Source organism: Nitratireductor arenosus, from assembly GCF_009742725.1.
GTDB lineage: Bacteria > Pseudomonadota > Alphaproteobacteria > Rhizobiales > Rhizobiaceae > Mangrovimarina > Mangrovimarina arenosa.
Genome location: NZ_WPHG01000005.1, coordinates 174,765 through 190,227 on the forward strand (window position 1 = coordinate 174,765; position 15,463 = coordinate 190,227).

A 15,463-nucleotide genomic window follows, 5' to 3' on the forward strand; every position below is an offset into this window, starting at 1 on the left:
GGACACCGGGGCTACGGGGCCTGGTCCGGCGGGGGTATCATGAAGTCACTTGGCAGCATTCGCAGGAGTTTCGCACCCTGGGCCGATGCGTCCGCGAAGCCCTATATCTCGTTCGAGAACATCACCAAGAAGTTCGGCGACTTCATCGCCGTCGACAATCTCTCGCTCGAAATTTTCGAGCGAGAGTTTTTCGCCCTTCTGGGGGCGTCGGGCTGCGGCAAGTCGACCCTGCTGCGCATGCTTGCCGGTTTCGAGGCGCCGACTTCGGGTCGCATACTGCTCGACGGGCAGGACCTTGCCGGCATTCCGCCCTATCGCCGGCCGGTCAACATGATGTTCCAGTCCTATGCGCTGTTTCCCCATATGAGCGTGGAACACAACATCGCCTTCGGCCTCAAGCAGGACGGCATGCCGAAGGCGGATATCGAAAGGCGCGTCGATGAAATGCTCAAGCTGGTCAAGCTCGAACAATTCGCCAAGCGCAAGCCGCACCAACTCTCCGGCGGCCAGCGTCAGCGTGTGGCCCTGGCGCGTTCTGTGGCCAAACGTCCCAAGGTTCTTCTGCTCGACGAGCCGCTGGGCGCGCTCGACAAGAAACTGCGCGAGGAAACGCAGTTCGAACTCGTCGACCTGCAACACGATCTCGGCCTGACCTTCATCGTCGTCACCCACGATCAGGAAGAGGCGATGACCATGGCCGACCGCATCGCCATTCTCGACAAGGGCGAGGTCGTGCAAGTGGCCACGCCGGCCGAGATCTACGAGGCGCCCGGTTCGCGTTTCGTGGCCGATTTCGTCGGCACGGTGAACCTGATCGAGGGCGAACTGAAAGAACGCGAGAACGGTGTCGCGCGGATCGAGGACGGTCAGGGGCTGACGATCCTGACCGAGGACGCGGGCGACGCGGCGGCCGGCGACCGGGTCTGGTTCGCGATCCGGCCGGAAAAGCTCAAGGTGAGCGCGGCCGAACCGGACAGGACCGACAGCAACGCGGCCGAGGGCGAAATTTACGACATCGCCTATCTCGGCGACATGACCGTCTTCCACATCCGGCTCGACGACGGCCGCATCGTCAAGGCGAGCACCATGAACAGTGCCCGCGTGTCGCAGGAACTGCTGACCTGGCACGACCGTGCGTGGATATCCTTCAGGCCCGATGCCGGTGTGGTGCTGACGCGCTAGGAGATGTCGATGAAACGCGTAGCCACCGCCGTCGCGAGCCGCCTGGTCATCATCATCCCCTATCTGTGGCTGCTGGTTTTCTTCCTGGTGCCGTTCCTGATCGTCTTCAAGATCTCGCTTTCGGGCACGGTGATCGCGATGCCGCCTTACACGCCGGTGTTTTCGTTCGCCGACGGGGTCTCGGGGTTTTTCGCCAATCTGGCACGGCTCAGCATCGACAATTATCTGTGGCTGGTAGAAGATGCGCTCTACGTTAATGCCTATATCTCCAGCATCGTGATCGCGGCGGTGTCGACCGCGATCACGATGCTGGTCGGCTTTCCGATTGCCTACGGGATGGCGCGCGCGCCGGCCGCGCTCAGGCCGACACTGTTGATGCTCGTCATCCTGCCGTTCTGGACCAGCTTCCTGATCCGGGTCTATGCCTGGATCGGCATCCTGAAGCCGGAGGGCCTGCTCAACCAGTTCCTGCTGTGGCTCGGGGTCATCGACGAACCGCTGATCATCCTCAACACGCACACGGCGATCTTCATTGGCATCGTCTATTCCTACCTGCCCTTCATGGTGCTGCCGCTCTATGCGTCGCTGGAAAAGATGGACTATTCGCTGATCGAGGCGGCGCAGGACCTCGGCTGCCCGCCGATCGCGGCGTTCTGGAAGATCACCTTTCCGCTGGCGATACCCGGCGTGGTGGCCGGCTGTCTTCTGGTCTTCATCCCGGCCGTGGGCGAATTCGTCATCCCCGATCTTCTCGGCGGATCGCGCACGTTGATGATCGGCAAGACGCTGTGGAGCGAATTCTTCAACAATCGCGACTGGCCGGTTTCATCGGCGGTGGCGGTGGTGCTGCTTTTGATCCTGGTGGTGCCGATCATGTATTTCCAGCAGGTTCAGGCACGCGCGCAGGAGCAGGACCGATGACGGGGTCCTGGACACGGTTCAATATCGTCTCGATCGTCGCCGGATTTGCGTTTCTGTATCTGCCGATCGTGCTTCTGGTCGTCTATTCGTTCAACGAATCCAAGCTTGTCACCGTCTGGGCCGGATTCTCGACCAAATGGTATTTCGAGCTGTTCAACAATCGTGGACTGCTCGACGCGGCCTGGGTCACGGCGCGGGTCGCGCTCGTTTCGGCTACGGTCGCCACCGTGCTCGGCACGCTGGCGGCGCTGGCGCTGACCCGCTACACCCGGTTTCGCGGTCGCGTGCTGTTTTCCGGCATGGTGTTCGCGCCGTTGGTCATGCCGGAGGTGATCACCGGGCTATCGCTGCTTCTGCTTTTCGTGGCGATCGGTTTCGATCGTGGTTTCATGACCGTGACGCTCGCCCACATCACCTTTTCCATGTGTTTCGTCGCGGTTGTGGTGCAATCGCGGCTGTTGACGTTCGACCGCTCGCTGGAGGAAGCGGCGATGGATCTCGGTGCGCCGCCGGTCAAAACCTTCTTCGCCATCACCCTGCCGGTGATCATGCCGGCCATCGTGTCGGGCTGGATGCTCGCCTTCACCCTGTCGCTCGACGATCTGGTGATCGCAAGCTTCACCTCGGGCCCGGGGGCAACGACGCTGCCAATGAAGATCTATAGCCAGGTCAGGCTCGGCGTGACGCCTGAAATCAACGCGGTTTGTACTATCCTGATCGCTATCGTCACCGTCGGAGTGATCGCCGCCTCGGTCCTCAACAAACGCCGCGAAGTCCAGCGCCGGCGCGACGCGCAGGCCGCGATGCGGGTGTAGCGCGACCGTCGGCCCTGGCCGGCGCCGGCTGCCTTTCGGTAACGCGAATCGGGGTTTTATCCGCGCGGCGGGCGCAGCAGATAGATGACGAGCCAGACCGGCACGATCACCATCGAGCCCAGAACGATGTTCGGGATCGCCCAGGCGACGCCGCGTTCGATCAGCGCGAGCACGGATTCAGGCGTCAGGCCGAGATCGGTGAGGATGTCGGCGGCGGTGATGTCGAAAGCGGAAAGCCCCGCCCCGGTGATCAGCGAGACGAGCGCGATCTTGAACAGGCCGGACAGCAAGCGAAACACATTTTCCCCCGCGCTTGAAACTGGCGCTCCCGCGCGCCTTTCGCCGCGGCAGCAGCCGGTAGGCCAAACGCCAACTCGACTCTAGCGCGATTCGGCGTTGTCAAGAAACGCTGCGCGCCTATTCGATCGGCTCGACCGGCGGCAGCATTGGCGACACGAAGGGAGCGCTCCAGGAACCACCGACGAAAAAGGCCGAGACCTCGCCGGAAGCCTTGGCATCGCCGGCGAGTCGGCGCGGCGCGACCATTCCCGACAAAGCCAGGCCGCGGCCGACATATGGCACGATCCCGGTCAGGGAGATGGCCCGGTCTCCCGATATCGCCTTGGCGACGTCGAGCCGGGCGACGCCCTTCGCCACCGTCGCCTTCAGTTCCGCGCTTTCGATCGGCAGGTTTCCGCCGGAGACCTCACCCAGCGGGAAAAAGCCGCTTTGCCTGGTGCGCGCAAGGAAAGCGGGCAGGTCGATGCCGGCTATGGTGCCGGGGCCGAGCTTGACTGCGACGGAGCCGCTCGCCTTGGACAGAAAGTCCCTCCACGCCGTCACGTTGCTGTCGAGAATGACGGAAACAGTTGCTGTGGCCCTTGGCACGGGCGGGCTCAGCTGCATGGCGTTTTCGAGTTGTGCCGTGTCGATGTCGCTGGCCAGAATGCGCAGCTGCGCGGCCTTGCCACCGTCGCGCGGCTCGATGCGCAAACCCGCCTGCACGGTGCCGCCAAAGGCGGTCGCGTCGGAAATGTCAAAGGCTGCAAGTCCGTCCCTGACCTGGGCCGTCGCCGCGACCCTGCTCATCGACAGCGCGCCCGCCGTCGCCTTGTCGGCGGACAATCTCAGATCGAGGCCGAGTTCGTTGGCGAACGAGGTGTCGATGTCTTCGTCCCAGGCGATCGCTCCGCCGGGGCTTGGCGAGAAGGCAGCCAGGAACGTGTAGATGTCGAGCGTCTTGAAGGCGAGCGTACCAGTGACCGAGGGTACTGGGCCGGTGAAGGAAAAATCGATCACGCCCATGCCGGGATTGCCGCCCAAAACGATCTTGGCATCCTCGAATTTGAGCCGGCTCATGTCGCCGATGACACGGCCGGAAACCGAAGCCGCGCCGACGGCGCTGCCCGGCGATATTTCGGTCTGCGACCATTCCAGAACCCGGCGTAGCGAGGGAGACGACAATGTCGTCGTGCCGTCGATAAAACCGCTGTTGGAGAAGGTGACGAGACCGTCATAGTCGAGCGTGAGCGGCGCGGAAACGAGGGAAAAATCGACACCAGCATTGCCGCCGGCAAACAGCGCCAACGGCTGGTTGGCGGTGAAGTTGATCGCCACGTTTTCGCCGCGCCATACGCCTTTCGCCGCAATGGTCAGGGAGCGGTCGAGCGACGGCCAGCCGGCGCGGCCCGACATGTCGGAGACCAGCAGCGTTTCCTCGTCGCCATCGGCGGTGACGATCTGGCCATCGACGAACTCGACCGTGCCGAGTGTGTCCTTCGGCATCAAGGCGGCATCGGGGGCGGCCGGATTGGCTTCGACGAGGGCGCGTGCGGCGTTGATGGCGCGCGTGATCCGCCCGCCACGGGTCCTCGCCGGCAGCGGGATCGGGGCGTCGGTTCGCTCGAGCCGCAGGCGCGGACGCACCAGCACCATCTTGGAAAAGGAAACGTCGCCACTAAGGGCCGCGATCGCAGACAGGTCGAGCTCGATCCGCTCGGCCTGAAGCATTGGCGGCGCGTCGGGCTTGCCCCATTCCAGGAAGGCGACGTCGGCGAGATCGGCCCGCAGAACCGGCCAGACATCGATGCGCGGCGTGCCGCGCAGGACAACGCGGTACCCGGTCCAACTGCCGATTTCCTGGGCGATGCGATTGCGCACGATCTGGGTTGACGCCACGTAGGGCAGCGCGGCCAGCGCCACGAGCAGGGTCACGACGCAGATGGCGACGACCCAGATGCCTCTTCGTGCCCTTCGCGATCGCATCCTTGTCGTTCAACTCCTGCTCTCGCGCGGCGAGCGGTTTGCGCGCCGTCCGCTTTGCACGAGGCTCCAAGCCTTTTCAAGCCATTGTGGCCGGGCGATGGCGTCGCCCGGGTTGGCGATGCCCGGCGTCTTGCCCTCTTGCGGTGCACAATGCATAACCGCACGATGACAATTGGAGGACCTCAATGTCTCGGACGGACCCGCTCTGGACCCCATCGCCCGACGCTGTCCGCAGGGCACCCATCATGGCATTCATGGCCCAGGCATCCAAGCGCACCGGCCGCGTCTTCAACACTTATGAAGAGCTGCACGCGTGGTCGGTCGACGACCGCGAAGCTTTCTGGACGCTGGTCTGGGATTTCTGCGGGGTTGTCGGCGACAAGGGCGAACGGGTCCTCGACAATGGCGAGCGTATGCCGGGTGCCGATTTCTTTCCCGAGGCGCGCCTGAACTTCGCCGAGAACCTGCTCGGCAAGTCCGGCACAAAGGACGCGATCGTGTTTCGCGGCGAAGACAAGGTCGAGCGCCGCATGTCGTGGGATGATTTGCGCGCGCTGGTTTCCAGGCTGCAGCAGGCGCTCGTCGACGCCGGCGTGAAGGCGGGTGACCGCGTCGCCGCGATGATGCCCAACATGCCCGAGACGGTGGCGTGCATGCTGGCGACGGCGTCGATCGGCGCGATCTGGTCGTCCTGCTCGCCTGATTTCGGCGAACAGGGCGTTCTCGACCGCTTCGGGCAGATCGAGCCGGTCGTGTTCGTCGCCTGCGACGGTTATTGGTACGCGGGAAAGCGTATCGAGGTCGGCGACAAGATCGCCAAGGTGCTGGACAAGCTGCCAAGCGTGCGCCTGGCGCTAATCGTCGACTATCTCGGCGATGCGGACAAGGTGGCGGCGGGCATCGACCGCGCGGCGGCCTTTGACGCGGCTCTGCGGCTGTTCGCTGCCAAACCGCCGCAATTCGAGCGGTTGGCCTTCTCGCATCCGCTTTATATCCTGTTTTCCTCCGGCACGACCGGCATCCCCAAATGCATCGTGCATTCGGCCGGCGGCACGCTTTTGCAGCATTTCAAGGAACAGCGCCTGCATGCCGGCATCGGCGAGGGCGATCGGTTCTTCTATTTCACCACCTGCGGCTGGATGATGTGGAACTGGCTGGTTTCGGGGCTGGGCCTTGGCGCGACGCTGCTGCTTTACGACGGCTCGCCGTTCCATCCCGACGGCAACGCGATCTTCGATTTCGCCCAGGCCGAGAAAATGACCTATTTCGGCACGTCGGCGAAATTCATCGATTCGGTGCGCAAGGCGGGGTTGGAGCCGATCAACACGCACGATCTTTCCGCCGTGCGGGTGATTTCGTCGACCGGTTCGCCGCTGTCGCCGGAAGGGTTCGACTTCGTCTATTCCGGCATCAAGGCTGACGTGCATCTGGCCTCGATATCGGGCGGAACCGATATCGTGTCGTGCTTCGTTTTGGGTGTGCCGACCCGGCCGGTGTGGAGCGGCGAGATCCAGGGCGCGGGGCTCGGCATGGCGGTCGACGTATGGGACGATGACGGCCGGCCCGTGCGTGGTGAAAAGGGCGAACTGGTGTGTTCGCGGGCATTCCCGTCGATGCCGATCATGTTCTGGAACGATCCCGACGGCGCCAAATATCACGCCGCCTATTTCGACCGGTTCGACAACGTATGGTGTCATGGCGATTTCGCCGAACGCACCGAGCATGACGGTTTCATCATCCATGGCCGCTCGGACGCGACTCTCAATCCGGGCGGCGTACGGATCGGGACAGCCGAGATATACAACCAGGTCGAGCAGATGGACGAAGTGGTCGAGGCGATCTGCATTGGCCAGGATTGGGACGACGACGTGCGCGTTGTGCTGTTCGTGCGGCTGGCCGATGATGTCGTTCTCGACGATGCGCTGGAAAAGCGCATCCGGACCAAAATCCGCACCGGCGCCAGCCCGCGGCACGTGCCGGCCCGCATCGTGGCGGTTAAGGATATCCCGCGTACCAAGTCGGGCAAGATCACCGAACTGGCCGTGCGCGACGTGGTGCATGGCCGCGTGGTGAAAAACGAGGAGGCGCTGGCCAACCCGGAGGCGCTGGCCTATTTCGCGGGGCTTTCGGCGCTAAAAAGCTGACCGGATCATGGTTAACAAATGGCAAAGCCGAAATTTACCTAAGTGGAAGAAGTGGTACACTTCGGTAAACGTCGAGCCGTTCCGGTAAGGTTTTGTTAAGGGGTTGCGCCGATAGTCGTGCGTAACTTGAGGGTGTTGTTCCAGGCCTTTTGGCAGGCGCCCGCATTTGCTCAAGTCCTCGCGTGACAGCCCGAATTCCATCAAGGCGCCCTTTTTGGGCGCCTTCTTTTTTTGTTTCTCCAGCGGCGGGTCGGGTTGCCTGGATGCGCTCACATCGTGGCGTCGGCGTCGCGCATCAGGGCACGCGACAAAAGCACCACCGGTACGAGCGCGGTGAGGATGATCAGGATGGCCGCCATCGCACCGTCCTCGACGACACCGCGCGAGGCGCTTTCGTAGACATGGGTGGCCAGGGTGGAAAAGCCGAACGGCCGGAGCAGGATGGTGGCCGACAACTCCTTCATCGTGTCGACAAAGACGAGAACCGCCGCGGTCAAAAGAGCCGGCTTCAGCAGCGGAAACAATACCCTGCGGGCGCTGGCCGTCGGCGTCTGGCCCAAGCTGCGCGCCGCCTCGTCGAGATGGGGCGGCAGTTTTTCCAGCCCTGCGCGGATCGCCCCCTCGGCGAGAGCCAGGAAACGAACGGTGCAGGCGATGACGACGGCCGCCGCCGTGCCACTCAGCAAAAGGCCCGTCGAAAAGCCGAGATGCGCACGCGCGAAGGCGTCGACAGAATTGTCGAGCCGGGTCAGCGCGAACAGCAGACCCAATCCGAGAACGGTTCCCGGAAGCGCGTAGCCGCTCGCCGACAGACGCGCCACCGCACCCACGGCGGCGGTCCGGGACAGGCGCGTCGCGTTGACAAGCACGAGCGCTATCGCGACCGTGACCAGCGCCGTGCAGCCGGCGGTGAACACGGTGGTCACGAAAGCCTGCTGGAGTGCCGGATCGGCGAGCTGTTCCAGGCGCCGGATCGCGTAGCCGCAAAAGACATAGGCCGGGATGCCGAATCCGGACAGGATCGGAAAGAGCACGGCTAGGGTGGCGAACCATTTCTGCGTGCCTTCCATCCGCACGCGTGGCGGCCGAGCCTTCATATGCGTCGCCCTGGCGCCGTGAAAGCGCTGATTGCGCCGCGCCATGCGCTCGGCATAAAGCAGCGCGAGCACAAGCAAGAGCATGACCGTCGATAGCTGGGCCGCGCCTTCAAGGCTGCCGCGGTTCAGCCAGGTGGTGAACACGGCGATGGTCAGCGTGTTGACGCCGAGATATTCGGCCGCGCCGATATCGTTGAGCGTTTCCATCAGAACCAGCGCGCAGCCGGCGATGATGGCCGGCCGGGCGACCGGCAGAAGGATACGGAAGAACACACGCACGGGTGCGGCGCCGAGCGTGCGGGCGACATCGGCGATGTTGCGGCCCTGCATGAGGAAGACGACACGCACGGTCAGATAGACATAGGGAAACAGCACCGACGACAGGACGATCGCGGTGCCGGTCGTGGAACGAATATCGGGGAACCAGTAATCGCGCGCCGACTGAAAGCCGAGCAGCGCGCGCAGGGCCGTCTGGACAGGACCAGTGAACAGAAAAAATTCGCCGAAGGCGTAGGCGGCGAGATAGGGCGGCACGGCGAGCGGCAGGACGAGCGCCCAGGCGAGAATCCGACGCATCGGGAAGTCGTAGGCGACGACGAGCCAGGCGCAGGTGACGCCGATCGACGCAGTGCCGACGGCCACCATCGCCAGCAGCGCCAATGTTGTCGCGGCGGCGCCGGGCAGCACGTTGTTGACAAGGTGCGGCCAATCCTCGCCAGACCCCGTCAGCGCGATCCCAATCACGATCGCGATCGGCAGAACGGCGAGCGCGGCTATGACGATCGCCGGCAAAAGCGCGGCGAGATGCCGGTCGCGTCGCGCGACCGGGGCTGAGGCGATCATATCATGCGGGGCCGTTTGCACCGTCATGGTCCGGCTCGTCTCCCTGCGATGGTGGCGGCCGTCACGCAAATCGGGCCGGATCGCGGATCCGGCCCGGCCTCATCATGCATGTCGCGGCGTTCAGCTCGCCGGACCATCCTGAAATCCGGTCGTGTCGACCAGTTCCGAAGCGGCCTTTCGGTTGTTGGCGATCTCGTCGAGCGGCAGCGGATCGGGCTTGATATCGCCGAATGCCTTGACGATGGCGGCCGGCTCCGTGCCGGGGCCGATCGGGTATTCGAAGACCTGTTCGGCATAGATCTCCTGACCCTGGGGGCTCGCCAGGAATTCCATCAGCTTCAAGGCGTTGTCCTTGTTGGGCGCATGCTTGGCCAGCGCCATGCCGGAAATATTGACGTGGGTGCCGCGATCCTCGGTGTTCGGAAACAGGATCTTGATCGCGTTGGCCCAGTCCTTTTGCTCCGGCTCCTTCTCGTTGGTCTGCATCAGGCCGACATAATAGGTGTTGCCGATGCCGATGTCGCATTCGCCGGCATAGATCGCCTTGGCCTGGGTGCGGTCACCGCCGTCCGGTTTGCGGGCGAGGTTGTTTTTCAGCCCGGTTAGCCAGGTCTTGGTATAGTCCTCGCCGTGATGGGCGATCATGGAGGCAAACAGCGCCAGATTGTAGGCATGCTGGCCGCTGCGAATGCAGATCCTGCCTTTCCATTTCGGGTCGGCGAGTTCCTCATAGGTGATCGCGTCCTGGCCGACACGGTCCTTGGAGGCATAGACCACGCGACCGCGGGTCGTCAGGCCGAACCAGTGGCCGTCGGGATCGCGGTATTGCCCGGGAATATTGGCGTTGATCGCCTCGTCGGAGACTGGTTGGGTGATACCCTTTTCCTTGGCGTTGGATAGCCGGCCGATGTCGACGGTGAAAATCAGGTCGGCGGGCGAGTTCACCCCTTCCGCCTCGATCTTTTCCTCCAGCCCCTTGTTCAGGAACAGCACATTGGTGGTGATCCCGGTCTGGTCGGTGAAAGCGTCGAGCAGCGGCTTGATCAAGTCCGGCTGACGATAGGAATAGATGTTGACCTCACCTTCCGCCAACGCGGGTCCGGCCAGGAAGGTCAGGGCGAAAGCGGCGATGCCGGCGCGGCGAAAACGGTCGGTCGCATGGGTCATCAAAATGGGGCTCCTCCTGAAGGTGGATTTCTTGGTCCTACGGCAGGACAGGACGCTCCGGTCCGCCAGTTTCCCCCTATTGAGGCAAAGAGGCGAGCCCGTCAAGGAAAAAGCAATAAAAATCAATAGTTTAGAATAATTCTAAACTAGAATTGTCAAGTATTGGAAATTTCCGCGTCGCTTTGTCAATTTTTTGTCCGCGGCCGGTTCCGGCGAAAGCCGTGCCGATGTCAGTCGGCGAGGACGCGGGTGGAGGGAAAGCTGACCTCGACCAGCGTGCCTTCGCCGGGGGTCGAATGGATGGAGAAACTGGCCCGGTTGGCCTCGACCATCGCCTTGGTCAGGGGCAGTCCCAGTCCGGTGCCGTCGCTGCGCTTACGCTTCAGCGAATTGATCTGCTTGAAGGGCTTGAGCGCCTGCTCGATCTCGGCGCGGGACATGCCGACGCCGGTGTCGCGCACGCGCATGACGACGTCGCCGGTCGCTTCATAGGCGGTCGAGACGATCACCTGGCCGCCGGGCGGGGTGAAGCGCACCGCGTTCGACAAAAGGTTGAGCGCGATCTGGCGGATGCTGCGCAGATCGGCAACGATATCGGGAAGGCGCGAAGGATAGCTGGAGCGGATGATGACGCGTTCGCGATTGGCCTGCGGCTGCATCATGGCCACGATCTCGGCGAGCGTCTCATTGAGCGGCACCGCCTCGTAGGACAGTTCCTGTTCGCCGGCCTCGATCTTGGAGATGTCGAGCAGGTCGTTGACCAGGTCGAGGACGTGATTGCCCGAGCGGTTGATGTCGCGCAGGTAGTCGCGGTAGCGCTCATTGCCGATCGGACCGAACTTTTCGTCGAGGATCAGTTCGGAAAAGCCGATGATGGCGTTGAGCGGGGTACGGATCTCGTGGCTGACGCGCGCCAGGAAGTCCGTCTTTTGCGACGAGGCCGTTTCGGCCAGAGCGCGGGCCTTGGTTAGTTCCTCCTCGGCGCGTTTCCATTGCGTGATGTCGCGCATCACGGCGCAGAAGCCGCCGGCGGGTAGACGCCCGATGGTCATGAACAGCGGAATGAAACGCCCTTGCGCCTCGCGTCCAATCACTTCGCGGCCGTCATTGAGCACGCTGGCGACGCCGTTGTCGGACAAGCCCTGCAGATAGTCGCGGGCCGCCTTCTGGCTCTCCACCGCGAACAGCGACACGAAGGGTTTTCCCGTCATCTCGGCGGCGTCGTAGCCGAACAAGGCCTCGGCCGGGTGGTTGAGCGAGCGAATCGTTCCGTCGTCGTCGATCAAAACGATGCCGTCGGTCGCCGTGTCGAGAATGGTGCCCATTTCGGCCACGCGCGCGTCCGAAAGCGCGATTTCGGAATCGGGTCGCTGCCCGGTCGGCTGCTCGAGCGGCGTCACCGCCAAAAGCAGCGCCTTGCGCTCGCGCCAGGGCACAGACTGAAGATGGGCGCGGACCGGAAATTCACGGCCGTCCTTGGTTCGCAGCATGGCGGCGCCGTCATTGTCGCCGTCCAGTGTCTCGTAGGGCTCGACGAATAGCGCGCCCAGGCCGCCGGCCTCGTCGAGATCGTCCAATGAGGCGTAGCCAGTCATTTGCCAGAAGGCCGGATTGCCGAAATGCAGAACGTCGCCGGAATGGACCAGCAGCGCGATCGGCAGCTTGGCGAATACCGACACGCCGAACTGGCGCCCGTAGCCGCTCGCACCGGCCGCGGCGAAGGCGGACGGCAAGACAAAAGCGTTCGACCCGTGTGCGGGTTCCCCGCCCGCCACGACCGCCGTCTCGATCGGGGCCGTACGCGCCGGTTTCTCGTCGGGTGAAGTCGAATCCGGCGCCGCGGACGTCTCGGCCCCGCTCGGTGCGGGGTCGCCGGAGGCGGTCTCCTCGGCGCCGGCGGGTGTTTTTTCGGCTTCGTCAGTACCGTCGTCCGTCGGCCGGCCGATCCCGGCTTCGCGCGTCGCGCCATCGCTTGGCCCGGTTTCGCGGTGCGCGGCCTCGGGAGAACCCATGCCAGCCAGCGGGGTCTCGATATCGCCCGGCGGCGTTTCGCCGACGGTTTCTGTTTCCGTCGTCGACACAGTCGGTGCCCGCGGACCGGAAGCGGTCGTGCCGCCGTCGTGTGCAGCGGCGGCCGGTTCGGGGTCCGCATGGGTATTTTCGACCCCACGCCGTTCATCGGCCGTCTTGCGATCGTCATTGTCGGCGGGTCGTCTGGTTTCAGCTAAGGCGTTGTCCTCGTCAGCCTCGCCTGCTTCGCGCTCGCTGGTGACGTCCTTGAGGCGGTCGCCGATTTCGCGGAACGCGTCATGCTCGGTCGACGAAAGCGCTCGCGCGGCCGGACCGGCGCGCCGCGTCTCCAGGAGAACGATCTTTTCCTGACGGTCTGGCGTGAGTTCGTCCGCGTCGGCACCGCCCGCCGGTTGGTCCGCATTATCCTGGGGGAGCGCGGAGGGGAGCGTGCGGGATTGCTCTGGCACCTCGTCGGAGCGCGCGAATCCGCGCGCCTGCGGATCGACAGCCGCGTCCGCCATGCGGGCGATGCCGAACCCGCGAAAACCCTCGAACTGCCGCTCGCGTCCGTAAATCGGCAAGGCTGCCAGGTCGACGGGAATGTGAAGCTCGGTGCCGTCGACCGGCCACAGCACCGTCTTGCCGGACCAGGTGTCGCGCCGTGCCAACAGGCCGGCGATCTCGCCATCGGGGTCGAGCCCGTGACGTGCGGTCAACTCGACGAAGCTGCGGCCCACGATGGTGTCGACGGGCATGCGTACGGCTTTGGCGAACTCCTCCGCGACCATGCTTATGCGCCCGTCCGCATCGGTGCGCCAGACGAAACGCAGCGGGCCTGACGTTTGCAGGGTCTCGAGCAGCGCGTTGCTCTCGAGCGGCGACACGTCCGGCGCGCCATCATCGTCGGCCCCACGCGGCGGTTCGGGATTTTCTGGCGTATCGGTCTCCGGGCTCTCCCCAGTGCCGTCTTGCGACCGCGCGGGGCGATCCGCGTCGAAATACCACCGGTCGACCTGACCGCGACCGTTCGCGCTGACGCTCCCACCGTCCGCTAACGGTGTCGCGTGTGGTGCCGTGGCCGGATCGATCGGGCCGGCGCCGTCCCCCCTGTCGAAAAGATCCCCATGGCCGTCGTCGCTTCCGGCCGGTTCGGCTGGCGTGTCCGGTCCGGTCTCGGGTGCGCCGGCGGGCTGCGGTTTTTCCGCTATTGGCGGATCACCGGCCAGCGGCTCGGCTTCGTCGACCGCGATCAGCAGGTGCAGTGCGGGCGCGTCCGTCAACCGGGCGATGCCGGCGGGAATGTTGCCGCTGCGCGCGGCGACCCGGCGCTTGACGAGCCGGTCCTGCTCGTCGGCGACCTCGCTCGCCAGGTTCGAAAGCGTCGCGGGAGCGATTTCCAGCGTGCCGAAACCAGGCGCGGCGGCAAGCACGGTCCCGTCTTCGTCGAGGAGGGCGGCAAAATAGCCGGCTTCGGTGAAACCCGATATGGCGCGTCGCTGCACCGCCTCGGGGTCTCGTGCCGCGGCGGTCGGCGCGGGAGCGGCGAGCAGGATCGCCAGCTCGCCGTCCGGCAGGTGGAGGCCGGTCGCCAGAAAGGTGACAGCCCGGCTGGTACTGCCGCTCGACAGGCGTATGGCAAGCGGCCGGTCGCGGCCGATCTCGGGAAAGCCGGGCGTCGCCGCGATCTGCCGGCGCTGCGCGATCGTCAGCCCGGTCTCGGCACCCATGATCGCTTCGATGTCGGGATAGCCGAACAGTTTCGCGCCGGGGCCGTTGGCCCAGATCACCTCGCCGATATCGGCGGAAAGAATGGCCAGGGCGTCGCCGGCGGCGAAGCGGGAACGGACCTCGTCCATTACGGCAATGTCGATGAACGAGTAGTCGCTGGACGCCATAAGCATCAATCCGAATTCGCTGGAACCCGCCCCGGAGTTAAGAGTTCGTTAATAAAAGAGACTATCGCGAACGTCCACAATTCGGGCCCTTCTGGCGAGCGGAATCTGACTGGTTGGTTAACCTGGCGCAGTCGGATATTGCAATGCAGCAATTATGTTGCAATGCACAATAGAATGCGCTATATAGGAGGAGAAGCGGCCCATTCCGTTTGTCGTGGGGTCGCAGCCAATCGAAGAGGAGACCCTCATGTCGAAATCCGCCAAAACAGCAGAAACCATCGAATTCCCCACCTTTGACGCCGAGAAGGCGACCGACCAGCTCCGTTCGTTCGCTGAAAAGAGCCTCGAGCAGTCGAAAGAGACCTACGCCAAGTTCAAGGCCGGCGCCGAAGACGCGCAGAAGACCCTGGAAACCAGCTTCGAAACCATCAAGCAGGCCGGCGACGAAGTGTCGCTGAAGGCGATCACCGCGATGCGCGCCAATGCCGAGGCCGGTTTCGGTCATCTTGAGGCCCTGGTCGGTGCGAAGACCATCTCCGAGGTCGTCGAACTGCAGACCAGCTTCGTGCGTAAGAATGTCGAGATGATGGTCGACCAGGCCAAGGACATGCAGGCTGTGTCCTCCAAGGCCGTCGAAGACATCTCCAAACCGGTCAAGACCGCGTTTGAAAAGACGATGAAGGATATCAAGGTCGCCTGATCGGGCATATCGGCCGGCGGCGATCCGCCGCGCCGACGCTAGTCCGGTGGGAGGCGTCACCGCTACGGGATCCGCGCCGACATCCTTCGGGGGCGCGATGTCGAAAAGGCCGGTTTCAGCCGGCCTTTTTCGTGCGCTCAAACGGCATGGCCGCCCTTGCATTCGCGGGAATTTGACCGTATTGCACTCCAGCCTTTCGCGAGAGGCGCCGTGCGGTTGTAGCTCAGTTGGTTAGAGCGCAGGATTGTGGCTCCTGAGGTCGGTGGTTCGAATCCACCCAACCGTACCATTTTTCCAAGGTCCATTCCGGACACATGGGTTACAGATTATACCGGAGACATGGGTAACACTTTTGGCCCGAAGGGGTTTTGAAGCGGTTCCAGTCTGCATGTCTCATCGTCGAAGTACCCTAAGTCATAAT

At 63.8% G+C, this 15,463-nt stretch carries 10 protein-coding genes and 1 tRNA gene; 6 read left to right on the forward strand and 5 right to left on the reverse strand.

From position 1 onward, the window contains the following. The first annotated feature begins 39 nt into the window (after positions 1–39). The 3 genes from GN330_RS19555 to GN330_RS19565 are packed head-to-tail and all read left to right on the forward strand — an operon-like array spanning position 40 to position 2,918. Positions 40–1,182 (forward strand): ABC transporter ATP-binding protein, encoded by a 1,143-nt coding sequence (locus GN330_RS19555; RefSeq protein WP_156714625.1) that lies wholly within the window; start codon positions 40–42, stop codon positions 1,180–1,182. Positions 1,183–1,191: 9 nt separating this feature from the next. Beyond that, the gene (locus tag GN330_RS19560; RefSeq protein WP_197435248.1) at positions 1,192–2,103 is read left to right on the forward strand and encodes an ABC transporter permease subunit; all 912 of its coding nucleotides are present in this window, start codon (positions 1,192–1,194) and stop codon (positions 2,101–2,103) included. Then, positions 2,100–2,918, forward strand: coding sequence for an ABC transporter permease (locus GN330_RS19565; protein WP_156714629.1), 819 nt, complete (start codon positions 2,100–2,102; stop codon positions 2,916–2,918). Before GN330_RS19560 ends, GN330_RS19565 begins: the two co-directional genes overlap by 4 nt. 56 nt (positions 2,919–2,974) lie before the next feature. Here GN330_RS19565 and GN330_RS19570 read toward each other — a convergent pair whose 3' ends face one another. Both GN330_RS19570 and GN330_RS19575 read right to left on the reverse strand, forming a co-directional pair. Next, entirely contained in the window at positions 2,975–3,217 is a 243-nt protein-coding gene (locus GN330_RS19570; RefSeq protein WP_343040947.1) for a DUF6460 domain-containing protein, read from the reverse strand. A 118-nt stretch (positions 3,218–3,335) separates the two neighbouring features. Beyond that, positions 3,336–5,183: an AsmA family protein gene (locus GN330_RS19575; protein WP_156714632.1), complete on the reverse strand. Its 1,848-nt coding sequence runs from the start codon at positions 5,181–5,183 to the stop codon at positions 3,336–3,338. 185 nt (positions 5,184–5,368) lie between these two features. On the opposite strand from GN330_RS19575, the gene GN330_RS19580 reads away from it, so the two are divergent. Further along, positions 5,369–7,327: an acetoacetate--CoA ligase gene (locus tag GN330_RS19580; protein ID WP_156714635.1), complete on the forward strand. Its 1,959-nt coding sequence runs from the start codon at positions 5,369–5,371 to the stop codon at positions 7,325–7,327. 269 nt (positions 7,328–7,596) lie between these two features. Here the strand turns inward: GN330_RS19580 and GN330_RS19585 are convergent, their stop codons facing one another. From GN330_RS19585 to GN330_RS19595, 3 genes are all read right to left on the reverse strand, one after another. Further along, a complete protein-coding gene (locus tag GN330_RS19585; RefSeq protein ID WP_425487185.1) occupies positions 7,597–9,294 on the reverse strand; it encodes an ABC transporter permease in 1,698 nt (565 codons plus the stop codon). A 93-nt stretch (positions 9,295–9,387) separates the two neighbouring features. Then, positions 9,388–10,434 (reverse strand): Fe(3+) ABC transporter substrate-binding protein, encoded by a 1,047-nt coding sequence (locus GN330_RS19590; protein ID WP_156714637.1) that lies wholly within the window; start codon positions 10,432–10,434, stop codon positions 9,388–9,390. A 230-nt stretch (positions 10,435–10,664) separates the two neighbouring features. Then, entirely contained in the window at positions 10,665–14,342 is a 3,678-nt protein-coding gene (locus GN330_RS19595; protein ID WP_156714639.1) for a PAS domain S-box protein, read from the reverse strand. A 247-nt stretch (positions 14,343–14,589) separates the two neighbouring features. Here GN330_RS19595 and GN330_RS19600 point away from each other — a divergent pair, with 247 nt between their 5' ends. Then, positions 14,590–15,042 carry a phasin gene (locus tag GN330_RS19600; protein ID WP_156714641.1) on the forward strand — a complete coding sequence of 151 codons (453 nt, stop codon included), beginning with the start codon at positions 14,590–14,592 and terminating at the stop codon, positions 15,040–15,042. A gap of 212 nt (positions 15,043–15,254) precedes the next feature. Beyond that, positions 15,255–15,331, forward strand: a tRNA-His gene (locus GN330_RS19605). Positions 15,332–15,463: the final 132 nt, after the last annotated feature.